The sequence below is a fragment of the Thermostichus sp. MS-CIW-30 genome (assembly GCF_054058015.1).
In genome coordinates, this window is record NZ_JBSRZW010000015.1 from 20,329 (window position 1) to 42,607 (window position 22,279).

General features: G+C 60.1%; 22 protein-coding genes and 1 pseudogene. 16 read left to right on the plus strand and 7 right to left on the minus strand.

The window, feature by feature from the left end; genetic code table 11:
* Window positions 1-115: 115 nt before the first annotated feature.
* From psbE to ACVWXW_RS08145, 7 genes are all read left to right on the plus strand, one after another.
* The gene (gene psbE, locus ACVWXW_RS08115) at window positions 116-361 is read left to right on the plus strand and encodes a cytochrome b559 subunit alpha (RefSeq protein WP_011433109.1); all 246 of its coding nucleotides are present in this window, start codon (window positions 116-118) and stop codon (window positions 359-361) included.
* Window positions 362-437: 76 nt separating this feature from the next.
* Entirely contained in the window at window positions 438-569 is a 132-nt protein-coding gene (gene psbF / locus ACVWXW_RS08120; RefSeq protein ID WP_011433110.1) for a cytochrome b559 subunit beta, read from the plus strand.
* Between the two features lie 5 nt (window positions 570-574).
* The gene (locus ACVWXW_RS08125) at window positions 575-700 is read left to right on the plus strand and encodes a photosystem II reaction center protein L (protein WP_011433111.1); all 126 of its coding nucleotides are present in this window, start codon (window positions 575-577) and stop codon (window positions 698-700) included.
* A gap of 141 nt (window positions 701-841) precedes the next feature.
* Window positions 842-961, plus strand: coding sequence for a photosystem II reaction center protein J (locus tag ACVWXW_RS08130; RefSeq protein WP_011433112.1), 120 nt, complete (start codon window positions 842-844; stop codon window positions 959-961).
* Window positions 962-1,497: 536 nt separating this feature from the next.
* Window positions 1,498-1,968, plus strand: a complete 471-nt coding sequence (locus ACVWXW_RS08135; protein WP_011433113.1) for a photosystem I reaction center protein subunit XI — start codon at window positions 1,498-1,500, stop codon at window positions 1,966-1,968.
* A gap of 38 nt (window positions 1,969-2,006) precedes the next feature.
* Window positions 2,007-2,120: a photosystem I reaction center subunit VIII gene (locus ACVWXW_RS08140; RefSeq protein ID WP_011433114.1), complete on the plus strand. Its 114-nt coding sequence runs from the start codon at window positions 2,007-2,009 to the stop codon at window positions 2,118-2,120.
* A gap of 304 nt (window positions 2,121-2,424) precedes the next feature.
* On the plus strand, window positions 2,425-2,691 hold the full coding sequence (locus ACVWXW_RS08145; RefSeq protein ID WP_011433115.1) for an ARPP-1 family domain-containing protein: 267 nt from the start codon (window positions 2,425-2,427) through the stop codon (window positions 2,689-2,691).
* 83 nt (window positions 2,692-2,774) lie between these two features.
* Here ACVWXW_RS08145 and ACVWXW_RS08150 read toward each other — a convergent pair whose 3' ends face one another.
* From ACVWXW_RS08150 to ACVWXW_RS08170, 5 genes are all read right to left on the minus strand, one after another.
* On the minus strand, window positions 2,775-4,208 hold the full coding sequence (locus tag ACVWXW_RS08150) for a 1-acyl-sn-glycerol-3-phosphate acyltransferase (protein WP_414381867.1): 1,434 nt from the start codon (window positions 4,206-4,208) through the stop codon (window positions 2,775-2,777).
* A 334-nt stretch (window positions 4,209-4,542) separates the two neighbouring features.
* A complete protein-coding gene (locus ACVWXW_RS08155; RefSeq protein WP_414416189.1) occupies window positions 4,543-6,135 on the minus strand; it encodes an Hsp70 family protein in 1,593 nt (530 codons plus the stop codon).
* The gene (locus ACVWXW_RS08160; protein ID WP_457394672.1) at window positions 6,135-6,698 is read right to left on the minus strand and encodes a helix-turn-helix domain-containing protein; all 564 of its coding nucleotides are present in this window, start codon (window positions 6,696-6,698) and stop codon (window positions 6,135-6,137) included. Before ACVWXW_RS08160 ends, ACVWXW_RS08155 begins: the two co-directional genes overlap by 1 nt.
* A 47-nt stretch (window positions 6,699-6,745) precedes the next feature.
* Window positions 6,746-7,288, minus strand: a complete 543-nt coding sequence (locus ACVWXW_RS08165; protein ID WP_414351906.1) for a hypothetical protein — start codon at window positions 7,286-7,288, stop codon at window positions 6,746-6,748.
* A 259-nt stretch (window positions 7,289-7,547) separates the two neighbouring features.
* Window positions 7,548-7,907, minus strand: a complete 360-nt coding sequence (locus ACVWXW_RS08170; RefSeq protein ID WP_457403474.1) for a hypothetical protein — start codon at window positions 7,905-7,907, stop codon at window positions 7,548-7,550.
* A gap of 208 nt (window positions 7,908-8,115) precedes the next feature.
* On the opposite strand from ACVWXW_RS08170, the gene trpB reads away from it, so the two are divergent.
* From trpB to lysS, 9 genes and pseudogenes are all read left to right on the plus strand, one after another.
* A complete protein-coding gene (gene trpB / locus ACVWXW_RS08175; RefSeq protein WP_457403475.1) occupies window positions 8,116-9,393 on the plus strand; it encodes a tryptophan synthase subunit beta in 1,278 nt (425 codons plus the stop codon).
* Between the two features lie 247 nt (window positions 9,394-9,640).
* Entirely contained in the window at window positions 9,641-10,261 is a 621-nt protein-coding gene (locus ACVWXW_RS08180; RefSeq protein WP_414407326.1) for an AMMECR1 domain-containing protein, read from the plus strand.
* Window positions 10,251-11,015, plus strand: coding sequence for a pantothenate kinase (locus tag ACVWXW_RS08185; protein WP_011433124.1), 765 nt, complete (start codon window positions 10,251-10,253; stop codon window positions 11,013-11,015). Before ACVWXW_RS08180 ends, ACVWXW_RS08185 begins: the two co-directional genes overlap by 11 nt.
* Window positions 11,016-11,068: 53 nt before the next feature.
* Window positions 11,069-12,205, plus strand: coding sequence for a chorismate synthase (gene aroC, locus ACVWXW_RS08190; protein WP_414351901.1), 1,137 nt, complete (start codon window positions 11,069-11,071; stop codon window positions 12,203-12,205).
* A gap of 12 nt (window positions 12,206-12,217) precedes the next feature.
* Window positions 12,218-13,612, plus strand: a complete 1,395-nt coding sequence (radA, locus tag ACVWXW_RS08195) for a DNA repair protein RadA (RefSeq protein ID WP_457403476.1) — start codon at window positions 12,218-12,220, stop codon at window positions 13,610-13,612.
* A gap of 240 nt (window positions 13,613-13,852) precedes the next feature.
* Window positions 13,853-14,272, plus strand: coding sequence for a hypothetical protein (locus ACVWXW_RS08200; RefSeq protein WP_457403477.1), 420 nt, complete (start codon window positions 13,853-13,855; stop codon window positions 14,270-14,272).
* A 35-nt stretch (window positions 14,273-14,307) separates the two neighbouring features.
* A pseudogene (locus ACVWXW_RS08205) lies at window positions 14,308-14,491 on the plus strand (hypothetical protein); the annotation flags it as partial.
* A gap of 33 nt (window positions 14,492-14,524) precedes the next feature.
* Complete coding sequence (locus ACVWXW_RS08210) at window positions 14,525-14,992, plus strand: hypothetical protein (RefSeq protein ID WP_457403479.1); 468 nt, start codon at window positions 14,525-14,527, stop codon at window positions 14,990-14,992.
* A 50-nt stretch (window positions 14,993-15,042) separates the two neighbouring features.
* Window positions 15,043-16,578 (plus strand): lysine--tRNA ligase, encoded by a 1,536-nt coding sequence (lysS, locus tag ACVWXW_RS08215; RefSeq protein WP_457403481.1) that lies wholly within the window; start codon window positions 15,043-15,045, stop codon window positions 16,576-16,578.
* Window positions 16,579-16,671: 93 nt separating this feature from the next.
* Here the strand turns inward: lysS and ACVWXW_RS08220 are convergent, their stop codons facing one another.
* On the minus strand, window positions 16,672-20,547 hold the full coding sequence (locus ACVWXW_RS08220; RefSeq protein WP_457403482.1) for a tetratricopeptide repeat protein: 3,876 nt from the start codon (window positions 20,545-20,547) through the stop codon (window positions 16,672-16,674).
* Window positions 20,548-20,642: 95 nt separating this feature from the next.
* Window positions 20,643-22,268 (minus strand): copper resistance CopC/CopD family protein, encoded by a 1,626-nt coding sequence (locus ACVWXW_RS08225; protein ID WP_457403483.1) that lies wholly within the window; start codon window positions 22,266-22,268, stop codon window positions 20,643-20,645.
* Between the last annotated feature and the right edge of the window lie 11 nt (window positions 22,269-22,279).

Genomic DNA, 22,279 nt, shown 5'->3' on the forward strand with positions numbered 1-22,279 from the left:
AAGGGCCTAAGCAAGGGTCTCGTAACTTGTAGTTGTGCATCCAAATCCTTATCATTGTGTTATAGACTCAGAAAGTTCAGAAAGCACTTTTGCCCCTACCCTAGGGAGGAGTTTCATGGCTGGCAGCACCGGAGAGCGACCTTTTGTCGATATCATTACCAGTGTCCGCTACTGGGTTATTCACGCCCTGACCATTCCCGCTTTGTTTTTGGCAGGCTGGCTTTTTGTGAGCACTGGCCTGGCCTATGATATTTTTGGCACCCCGCGCCCCAATGAGTATTTCACGGCAGAGCGCCAGGAGTTGCCGATCGTTAGCGATCGCTTCAATGCTCTGGAGGAGCTGGAGAGGCTGACTCGCTAGGAGTGCCCGTGGGTAAGTGGACTATTCGTTGTTGCAATTTGTAAGTTGATTGAGCTTTTTGCGTAGGGTGATATCTATGGCCACTAAATCTGATGAACCCGTTTTTTACCCTGTTTTTACCGTCCGTTGGCTGGCGGTACATACCTTGGCGATCCCAACTGTTTTCTTCTTGGGAGCTATTGCTGCAATGCAGTTTATTCAACGGTGAACCCAATGGCTGATCAACCCGAAAGGAATCCCAACTCCCAACCGGTGGAGCTAAACCGCACTTCCCTTTACCTGGGTTTGCTGCTGGTGTTTGTGGTTGGGCTGTTGTTCTCCAGCTACTTTCTCAACTGAGGCCAGGATCCCACTCTGCTCTTGGAGTTGGGAAAGAGCGCAGGGGACAATGCTGGCTTTTGGCTAGCCCTTGCTCCCCTTTGCTAAGTTTACTGAGAATGTAATTGCTGCTAGTTCTGTCTTTTTTGGAGACCAGTTGCTATGACCAGTCAAGCAAGGATCCCTTTGTGGATAGTGGCTGTGGTTGCCGGTTTGGGTGTGATCACGGTAGTTGGGCTCTTTTTCTATGGCTCCTATGTGGGCCTAGGCTCTAGTCTGTAGGTTTGAGGTTTTCGGTCTGGTAGTAGCCCCCAATAGGTAGGGGTAAAGGGTCCCATGGTTTTTACGACCTAGCCGAATTCAGTTAGGCTTTGTTGACCCATGGCCAGTGTATCTACCACTTTTTTCGGGGCTACCTACCACAGCGCAATATCGATCCCTTGCCCAGCAGGGATCCCACTTCATTGCAGACCTTAATACTCAACTTAATACTCAATACACATAATACTCAATACACAGTCCGAAAAAGCTGCCGCTATTCCTCACCACTGGTTACAACCAGGCGGTGAATCTGGACTTCTCTCTTCTCCCCCTGGAGAGGGTGAAGTTCGCGTTAGCAGGTCAGGGATCATGGGCAAGAGCGCGAATTGCTGAGGACAGGTTCTGCGAGGGAATGTCTCAAACTTATGTCTCAATTAGAAGAGCTATCTCTGTGTTAAGCGAGCATGAACTTTTTTAACGATCCGGGTGGTGGTTGCCGAGAGGGTAACTTAGGCCCCGTAGAATGAATCGCAAAATTCCAGGCAGGACATTCGGACATGGATTACATTCGCACCTTTAACGACGATCCCTGCGAGGGGCATCTTTCGACGCCCATCAGCGATTCTCCTGTCACCCGTCTGTTTATCAACAATCTCCCCATCAACCGTCCTGGCTTATCGCCGCTGTTGCGGGGGCTGGAAATTGGGCTGGCCCATGGCTATTTCTTGGTAGGGCCAGAAATTGTGCTGGGGCCGCTGCGGGATTACCCTGAGGCAGCTAACTTAGGCGGGCTGGTTACGGCGATGGCGATTGTGCTGCTGGGAACCGCCTGCATGTCGGCCTATGGCAGCGTTACCTTCGGAAACAAGCCGGAAACACCGGGGGCCGCTCCTCTGGCTACAGCTCGGGGTTGGGGGGATCTGACGGCAGGATTTTTCTTGGGAGGTATGGGTGGAGTGTTTGCTGCCTACTTCCTGCTGGAGAACTTTGCCGGGATCGACGCCATCTTTCGAGGGTTGGTGAATTAGTTGTCAAGTTTGTCACATCACTTGAGAGGAGCAAAATCATGACCGGTTCTTACGCTGCTGCTTATCTTCCTTGGATTTTTATCCCCATTGTTGGTTGGCTGCTTCCTGCGGTAGGCATGGCAGTGCTTTTTTTGTACATTGAGCGGGACTAGTCCCGGAGTGCTTTGATACTCACTAGTGCTGATTAATTTCAATTATTTCAGGCTAGAGATCAACCCCAGATATTGAGGCAGGGATCCCTTTTTTAGGGATCCCTCTCTTTTGGTCAGGATGATTTGCATCCGCGCTACCAGAGTCCCGAAAGGCGAAGGCTGTCCCCTCACCTCTTTTTTTTAGGAAGGGAGCATTTCCAAAGGACTTTAGATTGGAGCAGGATCCGGCGAGCTGATCCCAAGCCAACAAGGGGAAGGGCAGCTTCCGCAACACCCTTGCAACTTCAACGAGAAGGAGGAGTCGATGGCCAGCCTTAACTTTCCAACCCTGCGTATTGGGGATCCCATTCAAGAGGGCAGTTTCCAGGTTTTCCCTCTCTTTTCTCAGGGGGAGCAGGAAGTTGCCTATCGCCTTCCAGATCTGCAAACCCAGGAAGCAACCATCACCGAGGTGAGCGAGGCCGGAGCAGTACCTCACCTGGTTGTGGAAAACCACAGTGAGTTCCTATTGCTGCTGGGAGTACCGAGCAGAGTCCCAGCGGGGCGACCAAGGCTCAGCTCTGTTCTATGATGGGAAGGTGGTTTATCTTTCAGCAGTCTCTCGGCAGTAGTGCCAGGCTTCTCACCTAAGCTGGTTCCCCCTTTGGGGGATCCCTAGAAATTGGAAGAAAAAGAAAGAAATTGGAAAGAAAAAACATCCTGAGTTAGCTCGGTCACCGCCTGTTTGGCTTCCTGGCGGCCTCGGCAATACCGCTCTAACCGCTCGCTAACGGAGATGGGATCCCCGACGGTCACGTGAACCCCCCGCCAGCCTAGGCGAGGGCGGGCTGGGTAGGATTCCCCTCGAAGGCGGGCCAGCACATCAAATAGAATGAGGGCAGTTTCTGCCAGCCGCTCAAAAGAGGGTTTGCTCAGCAAATACTCTTCCTGGACGGCTACACAGCTTTCCACCAAGCGCATGTGCTGCAGGTAGAGCGTTGCCTGGTGGGCTTTCCAGTCGAGCAACCCCCGCTGCAGGGGAGACAGGGATCCAGGATGCCGCAATTCTTCTCGGTAAATCTGGATCCAGGCGACTTCTTCAATGCGGCGGCAGCGGCTGTTCCAATCCCCCTGGGGAGATAGGCCAAAGTAGGTCTCTGCGGTTTCCAGGGCTCTGTGGAGCAGCCGCTCCAGGCGAGCGTTAAAGTGGCCAGGGGCTAGCCTCTGCTCTATCCGTGGTTCTTCTTCATCTCTCCCAGAGATGAAGGGAGGTAGGTCGTAGAAAGCTTCCAGTTGTCCCAGGAGATGCTGGGCTAGGCGGCAGATCCGCTGGGTGTAGCGAAGGTTGGGGCTCCTGGAGGATCTTGGCTCTGGCTTCGGAGGCGTCAACCCACTCAGGTGCTCAAGGCGCGCCAGCAGGCGCTCTAGCTTCGTCCAGGAGGGATCCGTGTAGTAGTACCGAATGCCAATGGGCAGCAAAATGACGGTCTCTGAGCGACCAGCTTTGGCCAGGTCCTCGGCGCACCAAAAGCACAGCTGAGCCATTCCCGGTTCCAGGGGATTGATCCGTTCGCTGTGGCCGTTGGTGGCTCCTTCTGGGGCGATTGCAAAGGGAAATTGCCCATCCAGGAGCAGTTGCCGGGCCGCCTTTAGCGCCACCCGATCCACCCTCCGACCGCGGCGTATAGGGATCCCGCCCAGGCGAGACAACAGCCACCCCAGCCATTCCCCTCCCCAGAGGGGCATGCCCCGGTCGTAGAGAAAATGGGCGTGAAGGGGTTCTCGAAGGCGGATCCCTTGTCGACGGGCGGCTTCGGGCACCAGGCGAGATAGAACGTACAGGCCCACCAGCGGGTCATCCACCTCCACATGTCGGAAAGCCAGGACTAGGCGAATTTGACCCTCCTGGAACTGGTGGTAGAGCCGCGCCAAGATCTCCGCCCCTGTGGCCTCGATTTTGGCAATGCCGGAAGGAAGCCAGCGCCGCACCCTCACCCGCAAGAGCAGGGGCAGGATCCCGTGGACGAGCCGTAGCACCCAGGCGCTATAGGCGGGCGGAATAAAGTCGAGGGGAGGACGGGCAAAATGGGGCGGTGGTGACAAGAGCAAGATTTGTTCCCAAGGTAGCTCAAGAGAAGAAGTGTAGTTAAACGCAAATCAGATTCATATCCCATCGCTCAGATTATTCATCAAGTCGCTACAGAGATCACTGGATATGCAGCCATTCTCAATCAATAATCAATATCAACAATATCAATGATTGAGATCCTTCCCCTGAGACCCCACGCCGTCGGCGCAACCGCTCTCTACTCTCCTCAAGCCCCCGACCCCTCTCTCACAAGGGGAGATGAGAGTTGGGAATCGTGGCCATGTCGTGCCCTTTACATTGCTTTCTTTGTCTTCCGTTGCAGTGAAGACGCTCTCTTCTCTCTACTTTCGTCTCTTAACTCAAGGTGGCTACAGGCTGGGCCTCTGCCAAGAGCGCCTGAGTTTGCAGGTCGGTGATGGTGACCAACAAGCGCCGCGAGCTATCAATGGCAAATTCGACGCGAAGGCGATCCTCTCCCACGCGGCCAGGGGGCTGCAAACGGGCCAGACAAATTGGTGATGACTCCGTCGAAGTAGCGCGAACGGTTGGGGATCCGAGAGGGGCCAGGAACCGGAAATCGGTTTGCCGGGTGAGCTGCCGGCTGCTCATCCGCCCCAGCTCGTCGTAAACCACCTCCGATTGGGCCACCTGGGCCACTTCGCCCACCTCCAGGCGAATCTCCGTTTGTCCGTCGTTGGCCACTTGCAGGATCAAGGGCTCAGCCCGTCGGCAGGGATAGGGGCTGCCCTGTTCGAAGAGGGGGTAGTAGATGTAGCTCTTCTGCAAGGGATCCCAGAGGCGGAGGGCATAGCTGTGGTGCAGGCGATCCTCCAGCTTCACCTGGCGGCCCACCTGCAGGGCGCCCAGGGCCACAGCATCGAAGGGGCGTTCGCAGCGCACTTTCTTTTTGCCGAAGTAGGAGCGCAGCAGCTCTTGAACTGCTGGCAGTTGGGAGCTGCCTCCTACCAAGAGCACCTGCTCAATTTGGTTCTTGCCCAATCCCCTCGCCTGGGCGGTGAGGAGAACGTCGTCTAGGCACTGGCGGATTTGATCCAAAAGCTGACGAGCTTCCAGGATCTCTTCCAGCTCCTGCCGGCTTAACTTCAACTCATGGGCAGTGAGGGCTTCGTCGTCAAACCAACTGCCCACCGCTTCCATCTGAGTGGAAAGGGCGATCTTGAGCTGTTCTGCCTGCTCTAGGAGGTTGAGCCAGCCCAGAGCTCCAATTTGCTGTCGGCTTAGCCCCAGTTGCTGCAGTAGGTAGTCGGCAATCCAAATGTCGATGTCCACCCCGCCCACATAGGCATCGGCCTTGGCGATCACCTCCGCTTTGAGGACAGGGCTACCCGCTTGGGGAGCGAGGGTGCGCACCAAGCTGAGATCCAAGGTACCGCCGCCGAAATCCACCACCAGCACTAGGGATCCCGGCTGGCCAACCGCATAGCCTAGGGCTGCTGCCGTGGCTTCATCGACAATTTGAACGGGATCCCAGCCACAGGCACTGGCCACTCCCCGCAGCCAATTGAGGTAGCGCTCAAAAGAGCCGACAGGGGCGGTGAACACCAGCTGTTGCGGCTGCAGGTGTTCTTTCGGGACAGCTTCCATCACCGTCTGCAAAAAAGCTTGGGCCACCCTCTCGGCGTCGTAGCGCTCTCCATCTAGAACTCGCGGCGGAGGGACAAACTCCGCCACCAAGTCCCGCTTAAACCCCTGAAACAGCCGTTGCGGATCCACTGCCCCCCACCGACCGGCGCGCACGGTTTCCCCCACCAGGAGCTGGCCTTTTCCCTTCACGTAGACCAAGCTGGGAATAGCCGAGTGGTCTGGGCGAGAGAGGCCGGGAAGAGTGAGGAGACGGGGCACTGCTTGGGCGGGATCCCAAACTGCCACCACCGTGTTGCTGGTGCCAAAATCAATGGCTAGGGTCGCTTTGGGGGCAGGTGCCATCAGCTCAATCCTCCAGGCAGGGAACGGCTGACTTTGGCCGGGCAAAGGATGTGATCTCCCCGACGGTAGCCGACAAAGCGAATGTAAACGGGATCCCCCTTTTGAATATCCAGCTGATCCGGTTGATGCAGTTGCGGATCAAAGGGGACGGACTCCAGGGGGTTGCCGATGGGCTCATACCCCCAGCGCTGCAGCAGAGCGTCTAAGGAGCGAAACAGAGCTGTCACGTTTTGGGCCGGCCAATCGGGCTTGCGCTGGGCAATCTGGCGGACAGTGGGGTAGCTGGTCAGCAACGGCTGCAGCAGAGAGAAGAGGACTTCTGATGAATCGGTGGATTCCATTTTGTCATTCCCGTTGAGGCGCAGCAGGGATCCCAAATCCCACTGCAGAGCGGCAGCCAACTTTTGCAGTTGCTCCAGGCGCAGGGATCCCCACTTCCCTCGGCGCACCTGATCAAGGGCGCGGCGGCTGATCCCCGCTTGGGCCTGTAAAGCGCGCCAAGAAGACAGGCCAACAACCCGCATCCGCTCCAGCAGGCAATCATCCAGAGGTTTCTTCACCATCGTTTTTGCCAGGGATCCCTACGATCATGCCCCAACTTGGGTCTAGCTCAGGGATCGGCAAGGCGCAGGGAACGGGCTATAGCTTCCACATCTCGGTCATAGCGCTCGCGCCGGCTGGCCGGGTACACGAACTCAAAGCCAGCTTGCAGCGAAGGGCGGACAACTGTTTTGAGATAGAAAATCCGCTGGCCAAAGGGCTCCGCACCGCTGACACGAACGGGCTCGTAGCCGGAGACCACAAAGAAATCCCGGCCAACAGCTTGGTAAGTAACCTGGCGCTGGTTTTCCCGGCTGCGGCGAAGTTCTTCCTGCAGGGCGCTGGCGGGCGTTGCTTGAAAAATGTTGTACCCACCCCAAACGCGCAGCTCAGCCCCGTCTTGACCGAGAAACACTTGGCCATCGCCGTTGTCCGATTCCCCTTGCGGAATGAAGTCTGCCGGGTAGTCGATGCGGTAGCCAAAGCGGGCATTGAGATAGGGCCGGAAACCGGCTTGGGCAACGGGAAGGGCGGGGGCGGGAGCAATGACGGGGATCCCCGCTCCTAGGATCAGTCCGGCAAGCAGACAAGCTAGGCGAGCAGCAGACTTCATGGTTTTGATTGCTCTAATCTGTAGCTATCCTAAGCTCTCTCACCTCCAGCCCCTCTCCTAGGGGGACAGAATTTGGTTTGTCCAAGCTCTTTCCCAAAAGACAAAGGGAATAGGAATCCAAGTTTCACTGCCGTTGAGAATGGGTCGGTTGCGCCGCTTGTATCTGGGTGCCACTTGAAATAGTAGGTATAGCATCTTTTTCGAGAGTTTGAAATAAAATACCGATTTTTGGGCCACTATTTTGTTTTGTCGACCAAGTTTAAGTTTGCCGATCAACATCAGGGTTTTGGCCGGAGCGCAGCCGTTCAATTTCTTCTCTTGCCCGCTGGATAGCGCCGCAGTTGTCTACTGCTGCCCAGGTGGAGGCCAGAAACAGCCCAGGGAGAGAAACCTCTCCTTCTTCGTCGCTAAACAACACGCCGATGAAGAGACACCACCCCAGAAAGATCATCAGAGCTTTCCACCGCCGCGTGTAAATGTAGGCTGCAAAAGCAAGCAGAATGGACAAAAAGATCGCCACCCCCTGAGACTTTTGAGAAAGGGCATAGGTACGACGAATTTCTGCATCCGCTCTTTTTTGATCTTCTTGCCGCAGCAACTCTTGTAGATGTTCGTCCATAGGCCACCCAAACCTGACGGCCTCATCTTAAAAATCCTTGGAAGCCCCCTGTTCAAAGACAATTGTTCGGGATCCCTGTTGGGGGAGAACGGCAGGAAAAGAGAGGAGAGGTTGGCCACCCCCCCTTCTCGAGTTCCCAACTTCTGTAGAATGGGAAAGCTCGTCTCAATCTCTTATTGCAGGCTGCAAGGCCCGGACGGATTTTGCCATGACCTCAGCTCCTCTTGCTTCTCCCCCTCGTGTTTTGGATCCTCTCGACCCTCAAGTGCGTCCGGATCCCCAGGGGCGGTTTGGGCCGTTTGGGGGTCGGTTTGTGCCGGAAACCCTGATGAGCGCCCTAACGGAGCTGGAGGAAGCCTTTGAGCATCACTGGCGGGATCCCGATTTTCGCGCCGAGTTTCACAGCCTGCTGCGGGATTTTGTTGGGCGGCCCAGCCCCCTCTACTTTGCCCAGCGGCTAACCGAATACTACGGCGGCCCGCAGATCTACCTCAAACGGGAAGATCTCAACCACACCGGCGCCCACAAGATCAACAACGCCCTTGGCCAAGTGCTGCTGGCGGTGCGCATGGGCAAGCGGCGGATCATTGCCGAGACTGGCGCCGGCCAACATGGGGTGGCCACGGCAACCGTGTGCGCCCGCTTTGGCCTAGAATGCGTCATCTACATGGGGGCGCTGGATATGGAGCGGCAGGCCCCCAATGTGCAGCGGATGCGCCTTTTGGGCGCTGAGGTGCGGGGAGTGGAATCGGGCACGCGCACCCTCAAAGACGCCCTCTCCGAGGCCATCCGCGACTGGGTAACCAACGTGGAGACCACCCACTACGTCATCGGCACGGTGGCGGGGCCCCACCCTTACCCGAAGCTGGTGCGGGCCTTTCACGATGTCATTGGCCAGGAGACGCGGCAGCAGTGCCAGGAAAAATGGGGAGGGCTGCCGGATGTGTTGCTGGCCTGTGTGGGGGGTGGATCCAACGCCCTGGGCCTGTTTAACGAGTTTGTCCGGGATCCCCAGGTGCGACTGATCGGCATCGAAGCCGCCGGAGAAGGGCTGCACACGCCCCGCCACGCTGCCACCCTCAACCGCGGTCGGATTGGAGTCCTGCATGGAGCCATGAGCTACCTACTGCAGGATGAAGAAGGGCAGGTGCAGGAGGCCCACTCCATCAGCGCCGGCTTGGATTACCCCGGTGTAGGGCCCGAGCACAGCTACCTAAAAGAAATCGGGCGGGCCGAGTACTACGCGGTTACTGACGACGAAGCGGTGGAAGCGCTGCTGCTGCTGTCGCGCCTGGAGGGGATCATCCCCGCCCTGGAGACAGCCCACGCTCTGGCCTATCTGAAAACCCTGGCCCCGCAGCAAGGACTCCGTCCCGCTAACGCGATCGGCCCTCAGCAGCGGGTGGTGGTCAACTGTTCTGGGCGCGGCGACAAGGATCTAAACACCGTTTTCAAGTATTTGCAGCAGCGGGGACGTAGCTTTTAGAGTACGGTTGTTGTGACCACCAACGGGATTCTCTTGGGTGTTCACCTGCCGAGTTCACTTCACGGTTCGATTGCTGGGTCTTCAAGGACTCCGTCCCGCTAACGCGATTGGACTCCGTCCCGCTAACGCGATTGGACTCCGTCCCGCTAACGCGATCGGCCTGCTCCTGGCTGCGGGGCTGGGCTTGTGGACGGGATCCCTGCCGCAGCCTTCTGAGACAACTGCCCCTGTTCCTCCGCCGGAGTCCATGGGTGCCTCGCACCGCTTACGGGATCGCACTGGCGGGACGGAGTCCGATTCAGAAGGGATCCCCTCTCCCAGCCGGCGACAACCTCTCCCTGACACCCTGCCGGCGCTGGCGCGTCAGGCCATTGCCTACTACTTCGCCACCGGCCAGGTGCTGCCACCTCCAGAGGAGATCCCGCCCCACTGGCGGCGCTCTGCGGGGGTTTTTGTAACGGTGAGTACAGAGGGTCGGCCCCGTGGCTGCTGGGGCAGCTTGGATCCCAGCGGCGAGGACCTGGTCAGGGCCACCATCCGGGCGGCGGTGGGGGCAGTCACCCGCGATTGGCGCTACGTACCTCTGCAACCCGGGGAGCTGGAGTCGGCCTCCATTCAGGTAGCCATTGTGCGGCGGGTGGTGCCCATTGCGTCGGCGGGACGGAGTCCTTTTGCCGCTGTGGAGCAGGTGGATCCCACCCGCATGGGCCTATTTGTCCGCTCTGGAACCCGGGGAGCGGTGTTGCTGCCGGGAGAGGCTTTGACGACAGAATGGCAGCTTGCTACCGCTAAGAGGTTGGCCGGGATCCCTGCCGACCAGCCGGTGGAGCTGTTTCGCGTGGAGGCAGAGCTGTTGCATGAGTTTTGAGGAGGGGGCAGATCTCAACGCTTCGCACTGTTGTCGTGAGTGGCTGGCAGCCGTGCTGGGCAACACTCACGTGCGCTGGGGTTGGTTTGTGGAGGAGACCCTGGTGAAGGTGGAGCGGTTTCCTGCTCACCAGCCCTTGTCCTGGCCGCAGCAGACAGAGCTGTGGCTGGCTCCTGTGGGCTCTGCCCCCCTGCCGCCAGCATCGCCCTGGGTGCATCAGTTGGAGCTGTCGCAGGTGCCGCTGCGGGATCCCTACCCAGGGCTGGGGCTGGATCGGGCCTTGGCCTTGTGGGCTGCCGGGATCCACTACGGCTGGCCTTGTTTGGTGATCGACGCGGGTACTGCCCTGACCCTCACAGGAGCTGACTCTGAAGGATCCCTGGTGGGAGGGGCCATCTTGCCCGGCCTGGGGTTGCAGGCGCAGGCGTTGGCTGATCACACAGCCCTGCTGCCCAAAGTGCAGTGGGATCCGCAGGATCCCTTGCCCCCTCGCTGGGCCAACGACACCGTGGCTGCCATCCGCAGCGGCATCCTCCACACCCTCTTGGCTGGCTTGCGCGAGTTCATTGCCGACTGGCGTCGCCGCTTTCCCCAAGGCCCCCTGCTGCTGACCGGCGGGGATGGGAAGTGGCTCCACCCTCACTTGGGCCCGCTTGACCCAGAGCTGCGCTGGGATCCCCACCTGGTGTTGCGGGGAATTGCCGGCTGCCGCCAGCTGCACCGCACTGCCCGCCACTCCCCTAGTGCAGAATAGAAAACAGTCTCTCCCAGCCGCCTGCGAGTAACGGCTTCTTGCTTGGGGATCCCATGGCCAACGGCAACTCCTTCGGTGTCCTGTTTTGCGTGACCACCTATGGCGAGTCCCACGGGGGGGCGGTGGGGGTGGTGGTGGATGGCTGCCCGCCGCGGCTGCCCTTGAGCGAGGCCGACATTCAGGCAGAGCTGGATCGGCGGCGTCCTGGCCAGAGCCCCATCACGACGCCCCGCCAGGAAGCGGATCGCTGCCAGATCCTCTCCGGGGTTTTTCAGGGCTTTACGCTGGGCACCCCCATCCACATCCTGGTGCGCAACCAGGATGCCCGCCCCCAGGACTACCAGGAGATGGCCACCACCTTCCGCCCTTCCCATGCCGATGCCACCTACCAGGCCAAGTACGGCATCCGCAACTGGCAGGGGGGCGGACGGGCCTCAGCGCGAGAAACCATTGGCCGGGTGGCTGCCGGGGCCATTGCCAAGAAGATCCTGCGCCTAGCGGCAGGGGTGGAGATCCTGGCCTACGTGCAGCGGGTAAAAGACGTGGAAGCCCAGGTGGATCCCAGCTCGGTAACTGCAGAGCAGGTGGAGGCCAACATCGTCCGCTGCCCCGATCCCCAAGCGGCGGCGGCCATGATCCAAAAAATTGAGGAGGCGGCGCGGGAAGGGGATTCGCTGGGGGGAGTGGTGGAGTGTGTAGCCCGCCGGGTGCCGCGCGGGCTGGGATCCCCGGTGTTTGACAAGCTGGAGGCCGACTTGGCCAAGGCGGTGATGTCCCTGCCAGCCAGCAAGGGGTTTGAGATTGGCTCGGGGTTTGCCGGCACCTACCTGACGGGCAAGCAGCACAACGACGAGTTTTACATGACCCCCGGCGGCTGGCGCACCCGCAGCAACCGCTCCGGCGGCATCCAGGGGGGCATCAGCAACGGCGAAGACATCGTCCTGCGGGTAGCCTTTAAGCCCACTGCCACCATTCGCCAGCCTCAAAACACCGTCACCCTCAATGGGCAAGAGACGGTTTTGGCGGCGCGGGGACGCCACGATCCCTGTGTCTTGCCGCGGGCAGTGCCGATGGTGGAGGCGATGGTGGCCCTGGTCCTCTGCGACCATCTGCTGCGCCACCACGCCCAGTGCGGATCCCTGGTCTTGCCGGAGGTGCCCCTCCCTGTCGCCGCTGCTCCCCAGGCCTAGGAGTCCCCGGCTATGGCCAAGGCCAAAACCGTCTGGGAGTGCAGCCAGTGCGGCGAGCGCTATGCCAAGTTTTTGGGCCGCTGCGACCATTGCGGCGCCTGGAACACCCTGACGGAAGTGGTCGTCGCCCCAGCGGCCAAGTCCCCACGGGCCCAAGCCCTCGCTCCTAGGTCCAACCGCGCCAATGGGATCCCCCGGTCGGCCCTCCCCCTCTCCCAGGTCTCCTCAGATCGCCACCCTCGCCTCTCCTCCGGCTATGGCGAGTTTGACCGGGTGTTGGGAGGTGGCATTGTGCCGGGATCCCTGGTGTTGATTGGCGGGGATCCGGGCATTGGCAAGAGCACCCTGCTGCTGCAGAGCGCTGCCCACCTGGCCAAGAGCGGGCCCATCTTATACGTGTCGGGGGAAGAATCAGCCCAGCAGATCAAGCTACGCGCCGAGCGGCTGGGGGTGGAAAGCGAGCAGCTCTACCTCTTGGCCGAGACCGACCTGGAGGCCATCGTGGCGGAGATCCAGGCTCTGCAACCGCAGGTGGCGGTGATCGACAGCATTCAAGCCATCTTCTGGGGGCAACTCACCTCGGCGCCGGGATCCGTTTCCCAGGTGCGGGAATGCACCGGCCTGTTAATGCGGCTGGCCAAAAAACTGGGGGTGGCTCTGCTGATTGTAGGCCATGTTACCAAAGACGGATCCCTGGCCGGGCCGAAGGTGCTGGAGCATTTGGTGGACACGGTCTTGTACTTTGAGGGGGATCGCTTCCAAAGCCACCGCCTATTGCGCGCCGTCAAAAACCGCTTTGGGGCAGCCCAGGAAATGGGTGTTTTTGAGATGACCGCCTCTGGCTTGGTGGAGGTGGAGAACCCCTCGCAGCTTTTTTTGAGTAGCCGGGATCAGGCCATGCCCGGAACAGCCACCATCGTTGCCTGCGAGGGCACCCGCCCCTTGGTGGTGGAAGTGCAGGCCCTAGTCAGCCCCACCAGCTACAGCTCCCCCCGCCGCACCTCCACCGGCATTGAAATCAACCGCTTTTTGCAGATCTTGGCCGTGCTGGAAAAACGGGTGGGGATCCCGCTTTCCAAATACGATGCTTACATCGCCTCTGCCGGCGGCATTCAGGTAGCCGAGCCAGCTGCCGACTTAGGGGTGGCAGTGGCTGTGGCCGCCAGCTTCCGGGATCGACAGGTGGATCCCTTGACGGTCTTGATCGGCGAAGTGGGGTTGGGAGGACAGGTGCGCCCGGTGGCCCAATTGGAGCAGCGCTTGAAAGAAGCCAGCAAACTGGGGTTTCGCCACGCCATCATTCCCAACAGTCCCGTTTTGTCAGATTATGGATTGCGCTTGAGCCGGGTGCAGCGGGTGCTGGAGGCTCTGCTCGTGGCTCTGCCCGGTTCCCAGAGCCCAGAATGAGGGCAGTTGCCCAAGAAAATCCCCTTGCACTTCATCCCGTCGCCGGGTTTTGCTGCGCCCTATCTCCAGAGGCTACGCCTGCTGCAGGAACATCGTCGGCTGCTCTGGTGGTGCCTTCATCACTTTCCCGAAGACTTTTGTTACTCTCAAAAAAGGTTACGCCTGCTGCGCGAACAGCTCAGTAGCATGAGTCAAACCCCAGCCCTCAGTTAGCAACACCAGCAACGGATCCCGGTGAGCATGGTTTCCGCACCCTCCAGCCCAGTCCAGCCCTCGATGCCGGAGGCGGCATTTCCTCTGCCAGAGCCACCGGATATTAGTGACCTGGTCATCGAGGATGATGAGCCCGCGGACAGCATTCTCTCCAAAAAGCTGCAGCGCCTGCTCACCAGCGCTCTCTACGCCTCCTTCCAGCCCAAGGCCGAAGACACGGGGGAGCTGATCCCCTTTTTGGCCACAGCCAATATTGGCCTGTTCTCTGCCCTCAAACTGCCTCCCCTGATGCCCGATGTGACGCTCAGCCTGGAGGTGGCTCCCCCCGCCAGCTTTGAGCGCAAGGAAGATCGCACCTACCTGGTCTGGGAGATGGGTAAGCCGCCGGATGTGGTCATTGAGATTGTCTCCAAGCGCAAAGGGGAAGAGCATGACTCTAGTCAATAATAAGCTCAACTATACTGAAAATAATGTATAATATGTTCAGTACGGATTACTACCAGTTGATCTTTCTGTTTACTTTCGAGTCTGCCAACATGGTAGCCAAAGCAAAGCAGAAAATTGGTAGTAAGACGACACGGAAACTGCGCTTTGGGTATTCTACTCAAAGCTTTGCGGGATACCGCCATTCTGGTTGGAAACAAACAGAATGCTATCGCTGCATAGTTGAACAGTGATGTTCAGCAGTGTTCAGCGTAAATGTATCAGCTGGGCCGCAAACGCAAAGACTATGCCCGCGCCGGCGTCAGCTACTACGCGGTCTACGATCGCACAGCGGGCGTAGCCTCTCCCTTGCGGCAACTAAGGGAACTGCAGGGATCCCCTCTGGCCCTTTTTCAGCGGCGGGGAGGTGAGTTTGTCCCCTTCGCGTCCACATGGCTGGAGGACAAAGGACTCCGTCCCGCTAACGCGAAAGGACTCCGTCCCGCTAACGCGATCGGGCTGGGCTTAACCCTCTGGCAGCGATCCTTTGAGGTCGTGAATACCGAATGGCTACGCTGGTGTGATCGGGAGGGGCAGGTTTTGCCCACCGGCGAAGAAAAGGCTGCTCTGGAACAACAGCGCGCTGAGGCAGAACGCCAACGGGCCGAAGCCCTTTTGGAGCTGCTGCGTTCCCACGGCAAAGGACTCCGTCCCGCTAACGCGATCGCACCGCCGGCAGCCTGAAAAATCCCGTCCCTAACGGGGCTTCCATTGTCCATTGCCTATCCACCGCCATGTCCACTCTCCCCAGCAGCAGCGAAGCCGCCCAACGGGCCGCCCGCCTGGAAAAAGCCCAACACCTGCGGGAACAAGGGATCCCGCCCTATGCCTATTCTTTTCCTGTTACCCATCTGGCTGCCGAGCTGCAGGAGCAATTTGCCGACCTAGAGCCCGGCGGCGAGCGGGAGGATGTGCAGGTGGCGGTGGCCGGGCGGATCCGGGCGCGGCGGGTCATGGGCAAGCTGGCTTTCTTTACCCTTCAGGATCGCTCCGGCACCATCCAGCTTTACCTGGAGAAGCAACGGCTGACGAAGCAGATGGGGGAGTTGGCCTTCAAGAACTTGGACAAGCTCCTCGACGTGGGCGATTGGCTGGGGGCCAAGGGCTGCCTGAAGCGCACCGAAAAAGGGGAATTGTCGGTGCGGGTGGACGAGTACCAGGTGCTAACCAAGGCGCTGTTGCCGCTGCCGGACAAGTGGCACGGCCTGCGGGATGTGGAGAAACGCTACCGCCAGCGCTACGTCGATCTCATCGTCAACCCTGAGGTCAAGCAGACCTTGCTCGACCGCGCCCAGATCATCCGCTCCCTGCGGCAGACTCTGGAAGAGCGAGGTTTTGTGGAAATTGAGACGCCAGTGTTGCAGGTGATCCCCGGCGGGGCGGAGGCGCGGCCTTTTGTTACCCACCACAACGCCCTGGATCTGGATCTCTACTTGCGCATTGCCACCGAGCTGCACCTGAAGCGGCTGGTGGTGGGCGGGATCGAGCGGGTCTATGAAATTGGGCGGGTCTTTCGCAACGAAGGCATTTCCACCCGCCACAACCCGGAGTTCACCTCTCTAGAGGCCTATCAAGCCTTCGCCGACTACCACACCATGATGGAGCTGACGGAAACCCTGGTCTGCAACGCCGCCCTGGCGGTGCGGGGATCCCTGCAGCTCACCTACCAAGGGGAAGCCATCGACCTCACCCCTCCCTGGCGACGGGTGACGATGCAGGAGCTGGTGGAGGAGGCCACTGGCATTTTCATCGATGTGGAAAAGGGATGCCCTGAAGAGCTCTTGCCGGCCTTGGCCGCCCAAGGGATCCCCGATCTCTCACCCCAGGACTCCCCTGGCAAGTTGCTGGTCAAAGCCTTTGAGCACTGCTGTGAGAGCCACCTGCGCCAGCCCACCTTTGTTCTGGACTATCCCCTGGAGGTGTGTCCCCTCACCAAGCCTCACCGCAGCAAACCGGGGTTGGCAGAGCGCTTTGAGCTGTTCATCGTGGGGCGGGAGACGGCCAACGCCTACTCAGAGCTCACCGATCCGGTGGATCAGCGGCAGCGGCTGGAGGCCCAGGCAGCCCTGAAGGCAGCCGGCGATGAAGAGGCCCATTTTCTGGATGAAGACTTTCTCACCGCCTTGGAATACGGCCTGCCCCCCACAGGTGGCCTGGGCGTGGGGATCGACCGCTTGACAATGCTGCTGTGCGATGCCCCCAGCATTCGCGATGTCATTGCCTTTCCGCTGCTGCGGCCCGAGACGGGAGAAGTGGCGGAGGGGGCTTGAGCCGATCCCTCTAACTGTCCATTCAAATCCCATCGATTTCTAAGAGAGGTTGGAGGTGGCCGCGGCGACGGCGCGGAGCCTTTGGGAAGTGTCTCAACCTATTTTGAAATAACTAGCGATAACGTCTTCCAAAAGCCGACCTTCGTACCCTTGCATCTGGAGGGCAGCCTGGAAATCCTGGCAGGCTCTCTGCCAATCCCCAAGGGCAGTCCGGGCCAGGGCGCGGTTGAGGTGGGCCTTGAGGTGGCAGGGATCCCTATCGCTCGCGTCAGCAGTGCAGAGTGTTATGGCTTGGTCGTAGTCGCGGATGGCCGCCGAAAAATCCCCCTGTTGGGCGTAGGCCCAGCCGCGGTTGTTCAAAACCCAGACCCGCTCCTGGGGATCCAGCTCCAGTTGCAGCAGTCGGGTGTAGTCTTCTATCGCTTTGTCCGTCTGTCCCTCGCCATCCCACAGGAGAGCTCGGTGGAGCAAAGCAGAGTGCTCCTGGGGGTTCAAGGCCAGGGCCTGCGTGTAGTCGGCAATGGCCAGCTCAGGGCAATTGGCCTGCCGGTGTAGATCCCCCCGTTGACGGTAGGCCAGGGCAGCATCGGCCACCCCCCAGTTCTGGTCGAGGCTCAGAGCTTGGTTGAGATCCGCCAATGCCGCCTCTTGATCCCCCAAAGCCAGATGCACCCTTGCCCGCAAAGCAAAAGCCTGAGAAGCCTGCGGTTGCTGCTGGATCAGCGCCGTGAAATCGGCCAACGCCCCAGCCAGATCCCCCCTCTCTTGGCGACACAAGCCCCGATACAACAGGGCTTCGGTGACCAGCACTTCTGGATCCCCTGGGCTGGCCAGCTCCAAGACCCGATCCCAATCGGCTATTGCCCCCTCCAGGTTGTGGCGCAGGCGGCGGACTTGGGCCCGCTTCAGGTGGGCCTCCAGATAGAGCTGCCGGGACTGTTCCCCGTCTTGGGCCTCTTCCTGGATGACTTGGTCGAAGTCGGATTCAGCCTGCGCGTAGTACCCCAGCTCCAAGGACTCCGTCCCGCTGACGCGATCCTGCTCCGCACGGTTGGTAGGGCCATCGGTGCCGCGCACCGCCAACGTCAACAACAGAGAGCCGCGGGCCAAGCGGGCCATCCTGTGTTGGGGATCCCGCTGCAGCAGACGGTTTAGATCTTGCAAGGCCGCTTCGGTCTGACCCAACTGCTGCAGAGCTTGTCCTCGGTGCCACAGCGCTTCCCTGTGGTCAGGATCCTGCTGCAAAACCCGGCTGAGATCCTGAATGGCGGAATCCCAGTTGCCCACCTGTCCATGGGCCATGCCCCGTCCCAGCCAAGCCGTCCAGTCCTGAGGATCCTGCCGCAACACCTCGTCGTAGTCGGCAATGGCCTCTGGCCACCGGCCCAGCTGTCGGCACAACTCAGCTCGCTCTTGGCGCAGATCCCGCCGTTCCGGCTGCAAGCGCACCGCCTCGTTCAACTGCTCCAAGGCCGCCTGCAGATCTCCCGTCTGGATTTGGGCCCGCGCCAGATCTCGGCGGATATCCGCCTCGGCCACTGCCACCCCCAGCGCCAAAGCCTGGTGGTAATCCTGGATGGCCCCCAGCCCATCTCCCAGAGCAGCCCGCACTTGGCCGCGATGGAAATAAGCCAAGCCCGACTGAGGATCCCCTTGCAGAGCTTGGTCGAAATCGGCCAGCGCTCCCTGCCAATCCCCCAAGCGTTGCCGTGCCATACCGCGGCGCAGATGGGCATTAACCAGCAGCTCCGGCCCGCGTGGGATCCCAGGCCTCGCCGCCCACTGCAACACCTGCGAGAAGTCCTCACAGGCTGCCGGCCAATCTTCCCGCTCAACATGGAGTTGGCCGCGGTTGAGGTAGAGCTGAGGGTTCTGCGGATCCCGCTCCAGGGCAGCTGTATAATCCCGCAGAGCCGCTAGGGGATCCCCCAACAGCCAATGGATTCGCCCGCGGCTGCTGTAGGCACTGGCATCTTGGGGATCCAAAGCAATGGCCTGGTTCAAGTCGGACAAAGCCGCTTCAATGTTGCCCAAGTCCAGGTGGGCAATGCCCCGGTTGAGGTAGGCTTTGGCCATTTGGGGATCCAGCTCCAGGGCGCGGTTGAAGTCTGCCAGAGCGCCGCCGGGATCCCCCAGCCCCTGACGGGCCAAGCCCCGGCAGAGATAGGCCCGCGACAGCTTAGGATCCAGGCGGAGAGCCTGTTCACAATCGGCCAGCGCCGACTCCAGGGCGTTGCTGCTCAGGTAGGCCATCGCCCGCTGCAAGTAGAGATCCGCCTGGGCTGCCGCCTCTGCCTCAGGTAGCTCAGTGGCCTCAGCAGACCGTAGGGATAGGGCCTGAGAAAAATCTTCAACGGCCCCTTGGGGATCCCCCAACGCTTGTCGGGCCAGGCCCCGGTGGTAATAGGCTTTGCCGTGGCGAGGATCCAACTGCAGCGCTTGGGTGTAGTCCTCGACGGCCCCTTGCAAATCTGACAACTGGACCCGCGCCACTCCCCGGTTGAAGTAGGCTTCCCCGTCCTGAGGGTCCCGCTTGATCACCTCGGAAAAATCGGCTGCTGCCCCCTGCGCATCTCCCAGATGGCCGCGCACCACGCCGCGGTTGAAATAGGCCCGCACATCTTCCGGGTTGAGCTCAATGGCCCGCGAATAGTCTTCGATGGCCTGCTGCTGCTGATTGAGTTGCCGGTAAGCATTGCCACGGTTGTAGTAGGCCACCGCCCATTGTGGGTTGAGGCCGAGAGCCTGGGTGTAGTCGGCAACAGCTCCCTCGTAGTCCTCCAGCCGGTAGCGGGCAATGCCGCGGTTGAAATAGGCGCGGGCGTCCCCTGCCAGTTGAATGACTTGGGTGTAATCTGCGATGGCCCCTGCCAAGTCCCCACTTTTGTAGCGGGCGCTGCCCCGCTGGCTGTAGGCGCGGCTATTTTGGGGATCCAATTGAATGGCCAACGTACAGTCGGCAATCGCCCCCTGGAAATCCCCTTGGCGGGCTTTCTCCTGTGCGCGGGCCAACAGGCGCGTCACCAAAACCTGATCCACCGAAACATCGCCGAGCGTCGCCTCTTGGGGAAAAGGCAACAGGGGCCGCAGCGCCTCCAACACTTCAGCAGCGGACTGGAAGCGCTCTTGCCAGTGGGGGCAGATCAGGCGATCCAAAATCTCGGCCAGCTCCTCGCTGACCTGAACCAAATCCCGCCAGAGCAGTTGGCCGGTGCGGGGATCATCCCGGATCTTATGGGGAGGACGACCGGTGAGGGCTTGGATGGCCAGCACCCCTACGGAGTACAGGTCGCTGCAGGGCTGGGGCTTGCCGTTGAGCTGTTCGGGCGCCATGTAGCCAACCGAGCCAATCACCGTCGCCAACTGAGTTTGGCCGGGGGCATGGCTGACCAACCGCCCCACTTCCTTGACTGCCCCAAAGTCGATCAACACCAACTTGCCATCGGCATCGCGGCGCATCAGGTTGGCCGGCTTGATATCCCGATGGACGATCTGGTGGGCGTGTACATGGCGCAGGATCTCCAAAATATCCCACAACAGTTTCAAAACCTCGGCCTCGCTCAGCGGCTTGCCCGGGATCAGCTCCTGGCTGAGATCATGCCCGGCAACAAACTCTTGCACCAAGTAAAAATCCTGATCCTGCTCGAAGTGGGCCAAAAGGCGGGGCACCTGGTCGAAGTGGTTGAGCCGGTTGAGAACCTTGGCTTCCCGTTCAAAGAGCTTGCGAGCCGTGGCCAACGTATAGGGATCCGTGGAGAGGGGGCGAAGGCGCTTGACGACGCAAGGGCTATCGAAGGTGTCTTGATCCACCGCCTTGTAGGTTACGCCAAACCCTCCTTCCCCGAGGGGATGGAGAATGCGATAGCGTCCCCTGAGCACACTTCCCGCTCTGATCTTGTCTTCCATAGCCAAGCCAGTCGCCTGAGCGGCGCAGCCTTTTGCCACTACGAGCTGGCTCGATTCTGCCACAGGCCGACGCCCTTGGGCGGAGCAACCCACAGCTCCTATCCAGGGTCTTTTTCAGCTTTTTCTTTTCGCGATCTTCAATGTCTGTAACAATTCAGTCAGAGAGAAACCGCGATCTGACCTCGCCGCTCTTCAAAATCGCTGATCAGCAGTCTCACCTCGATCTGCCATTCCCCCGCCAGGGCTAGGGGCACATTTTCCACCACAAATTGGCCAGGCCCATCCGGCGCTACAGTGCGGCGTAGAGGGGGGATCCCGTGTTCTGGCAGGGAAAACCCAAGGGTCAATTCCTGGGCCGGGACTCCCTTCACCTCAGCCCGAATTTGATTTTCCCCAGGACGACAGGGCAGAATCCTCAGGTGCAGGCTGCCTTCCGGCCAGTTCAAGCTCTCTTCACAACTGGTCTGCCAACCTGATTCCAGGGGGGATCCCATGCCGTGCCTTCCATGACTGGGAGGAGCCTGGGCCACCAGGAAGCTGGTCAAGGCCAGCACCAGCATCAGCCCCACCAACTCCAGGCGGACGATCCGGCGCAGCGACCGGCCCGCGGCCTGTCCACCTTGCTGTAATCCCGGCACCAGCCGAAACTTGTTGTGGGCGCCCAGCCCCACCATCATCAGCACCAGCAGCAGCTTGGCCCAGAGATACTGGCCGTAGGGATGATCCCAGTGCCAGCCGCGGTGGATCCCACCCATCCCCACCCCCGCCAGGATAAGCCCCGGTACCGCCCAGGTGGCCACGTCAGAAAACCGTTGGATGATGCCTACAGATGGGTAGGGAGCAGATTCCTTGCCCAGCAGGCGCTCCAGCCCCCACAACCCTCCCAACCAGAAAGCTGAACCGGCCAGATGCAGCCCCAGCAGCGCCATTGTCCCCATCGGATGCTCACTGGTGAGAGCATGGCCAATGGGCAAAAAGGAGCCGAGCACCAACACCGACCCCATACCGCTGGCCCAGACGGCACCTCCCTCACAGGCCCAGATCAGGATCCCTAGCCCCACCAGCCGCAGTCCTGTACCCCAACCGTAGGGAGAAAGCATCACACGCAGCAGCTCTCGCCCATTAAAGTAAGGGTAGAGCTGGGCCAAATGCAGACTGAAGGCCACCACGGTCAAGCTGAGGGTGATCCAAGCTGTCGCAAAAGCCCAAGATAAGGGCTCCGCCCCGCTGACGCGATCGGAATCGGCGAAACTGCTCCGCTGCCCCCGCAACAGTCGCCACCAGCCCAGCACCCCCACCACAAAAAGGCTGCCCAAGTAGATCCCCCAGCGTACCCCCACCAGCGGCCAGTACAAGGGATCCCTTCCTTGGGCGTGAGCTGTCCTCGCCGCCTGCAATTGCCCAGGATCGGCTGCCCCCACCTGGAAGGCAAACGATCCACTCACCGGATGGGAATCGGCAGAAATGGCCCGCCAACTGACGATGTAAACTCCCTCGGGGATCCCCTGCGGCAAATCCCCCTGCGGTGCCTCACCCCTGGTCACCCGATTTTCCAAGGGCAGAGCTCGTCCGTTGCTGTCTAAAACCTGGAGCTGTGTGATCTGCACCGGCTCATTGAAAACAAGCCGCACCTGGGCCGGAGCTTCCTGCAACACTGCCCCATCCTCCGGGAAGGTGGATAGCAAGCTGGCATGGGCAAAAACGGCCTGGATCCCGGCCAGCCACAGCAAGAGGCAGAGGATCCCAGACCAAATCCAAGCAAAACCCCTTTTGGGATGAAACATGCTCCTAAGCA

What these genes read in the sequence shown, in the direction of transcription:
- ACVWXW_RS08225 (WP_457403483.1), bottom strand. Translation starts at nt 22,268, where the DNA reads ATGTTTCATCCCAAAAGGGGTTTTGCTTGGATTTGGTCTGGGATCCTC.
- ACVWXW_RS08210 (WP_457403479.1), top strand. Translation starts at nt 14,525, where the DNA reads ATGTATCAGCTGGGCCGCAAACGCAAAGACTATGCCCGCGCCGGCGTC.
- ACVWXW_RS08185 (WP_011433124.1), top strand. Translation starts at nt 10,251, where the DNA reads ATGAGTTTTGAGGAGGGGGCAGATCTCAACGCTTCGCACTGTTGTCGT.
- ACVWXW_RS08180 (WP_414407326.1), top strand. Translation starts at nt 9,641, where the DNA reads ATGGGTGCCTCGCACCGCTTACGGGATCGCACTGGCGGGACGGAGTCC.
- ACVWXW_RS08140 (WP_011433114.1), top strand. Translation starts at nt 2,007, where the DNA reads ATGACCGGTTCTTACGCTGCTGCTTATCTTCCTTGGATTTTTATCCCC.
- ACVWXW_RS08170 (WP_457403474.1), bottom strand. Translation starts at nt 7,907, where the DNA reads ATGGACGAACATCTACAAGAGTTGCTGCGGCAAGAAGATCAAAAAAGA.
- aroC (WP_414351901.1), top strand. Translation starts at nt 11,069, where the DNA reads ATGGCCAACGGCAACTCCTTCGGTGTCCTGTTTTGCGTGACCACCTAT.
- ACVWXW_RS08165 (WP_414351906.1), bottom strand. Translation starts at nt 7,288, where the DNA reads ATGAAGTCTGCTGCTCGCCTAGCTTGTCTGCTTGCCGGACTGATCCTA.
- ACVWXW_RS08125 (WP_011433111.1), top strand. Translation starts at nt 575, where the DNA reads ATGGCTGATCAACCCGAAAGGAATCCCAACTCCCAACCGGTGGAGCTA.
- ACVWXW_RS08200 (WP_457403477.1), top strand. Translation starts at nt 13,853, where the DNA reads ATGGTTTCCGCACCCTCCAGCCCAGTCCAGCCCTCGATGCCGGAGGCG.
- ACVWXW_RS08155 (WP_414416189.1), bottom strand. Translation starts at nt 6,135, where the DNA reads ATGGCACCTGCCCCCAAAGCGACCCTAGCCATTGATTTTGGCACCAGC.
- lysS (WP_457403481.1), top strand. Translation starts at nt 15,043, where the DNA reads ATGTCCACTCTCCCCAGCAGCAGCGAAGCCGCCCAACGGGCCGCCCGC.
- ACVWXW_RS08160 (WP_457394672.1), bottom strand. Translation starts at nt 6,698, where the DNA reads ATGGTGAAGAAACCTCTGGATGATTGCCTGCTGGAGCGGATGCGGGTT.
- ACVWXW_RS08135 (WP_011433113.1), top strand. Translation starts at nt 1,498, where the DNA reads ATGGATTACATTCGCACCTTTAACGACGATCCCTGCGAGGGGCATCTT.
- ACVWXW_RS08130 (WP_011433112.1), top strand. Translation starts at nt 842, where the DNA reads ATGACCAGTCAAGCAAGGATCCCTTTGTGGATAGTGGCTGTGGTTGCC.
- psbF (WP_011433110.1), top strand. Translation starts at nt 438, where the DNA reads ATGGCCACTAAATCTGATGAACCCGTTTTTTACCCTGTTTTTACCGTC.
- trpB (WP_457403475.1), top strand. Translation starts at nt 8,116, where the DNA reads ATGACCTCAGCTCCTCTTGCTTCTCCCCCTCGTGTTTTGGATCCTCTC.
- radA (WP_457403476.1), top strand. Translation starts at nt 12,218, where the DNA reads ATGGCCAAGGCCAAAACCGTCTGGGAGTGCAGCCAGTGCGGCGAGCGC.
- psbE (WP_011433109.1), top strand. Translation starts at nt 116, where the DNA reads ATGGCTGGCAGCACCGGAGAGCGACCTTTTGTCGATATCATTACCAGT.
- ACVWXW_RS08145 (WP_011433115.1), top strand. Translation starts at nt 2,425, where the DNA reads ATGGCCAGCCTTAACTTTCCAACCCTGCGTATTGGGGATCCCATTCAA.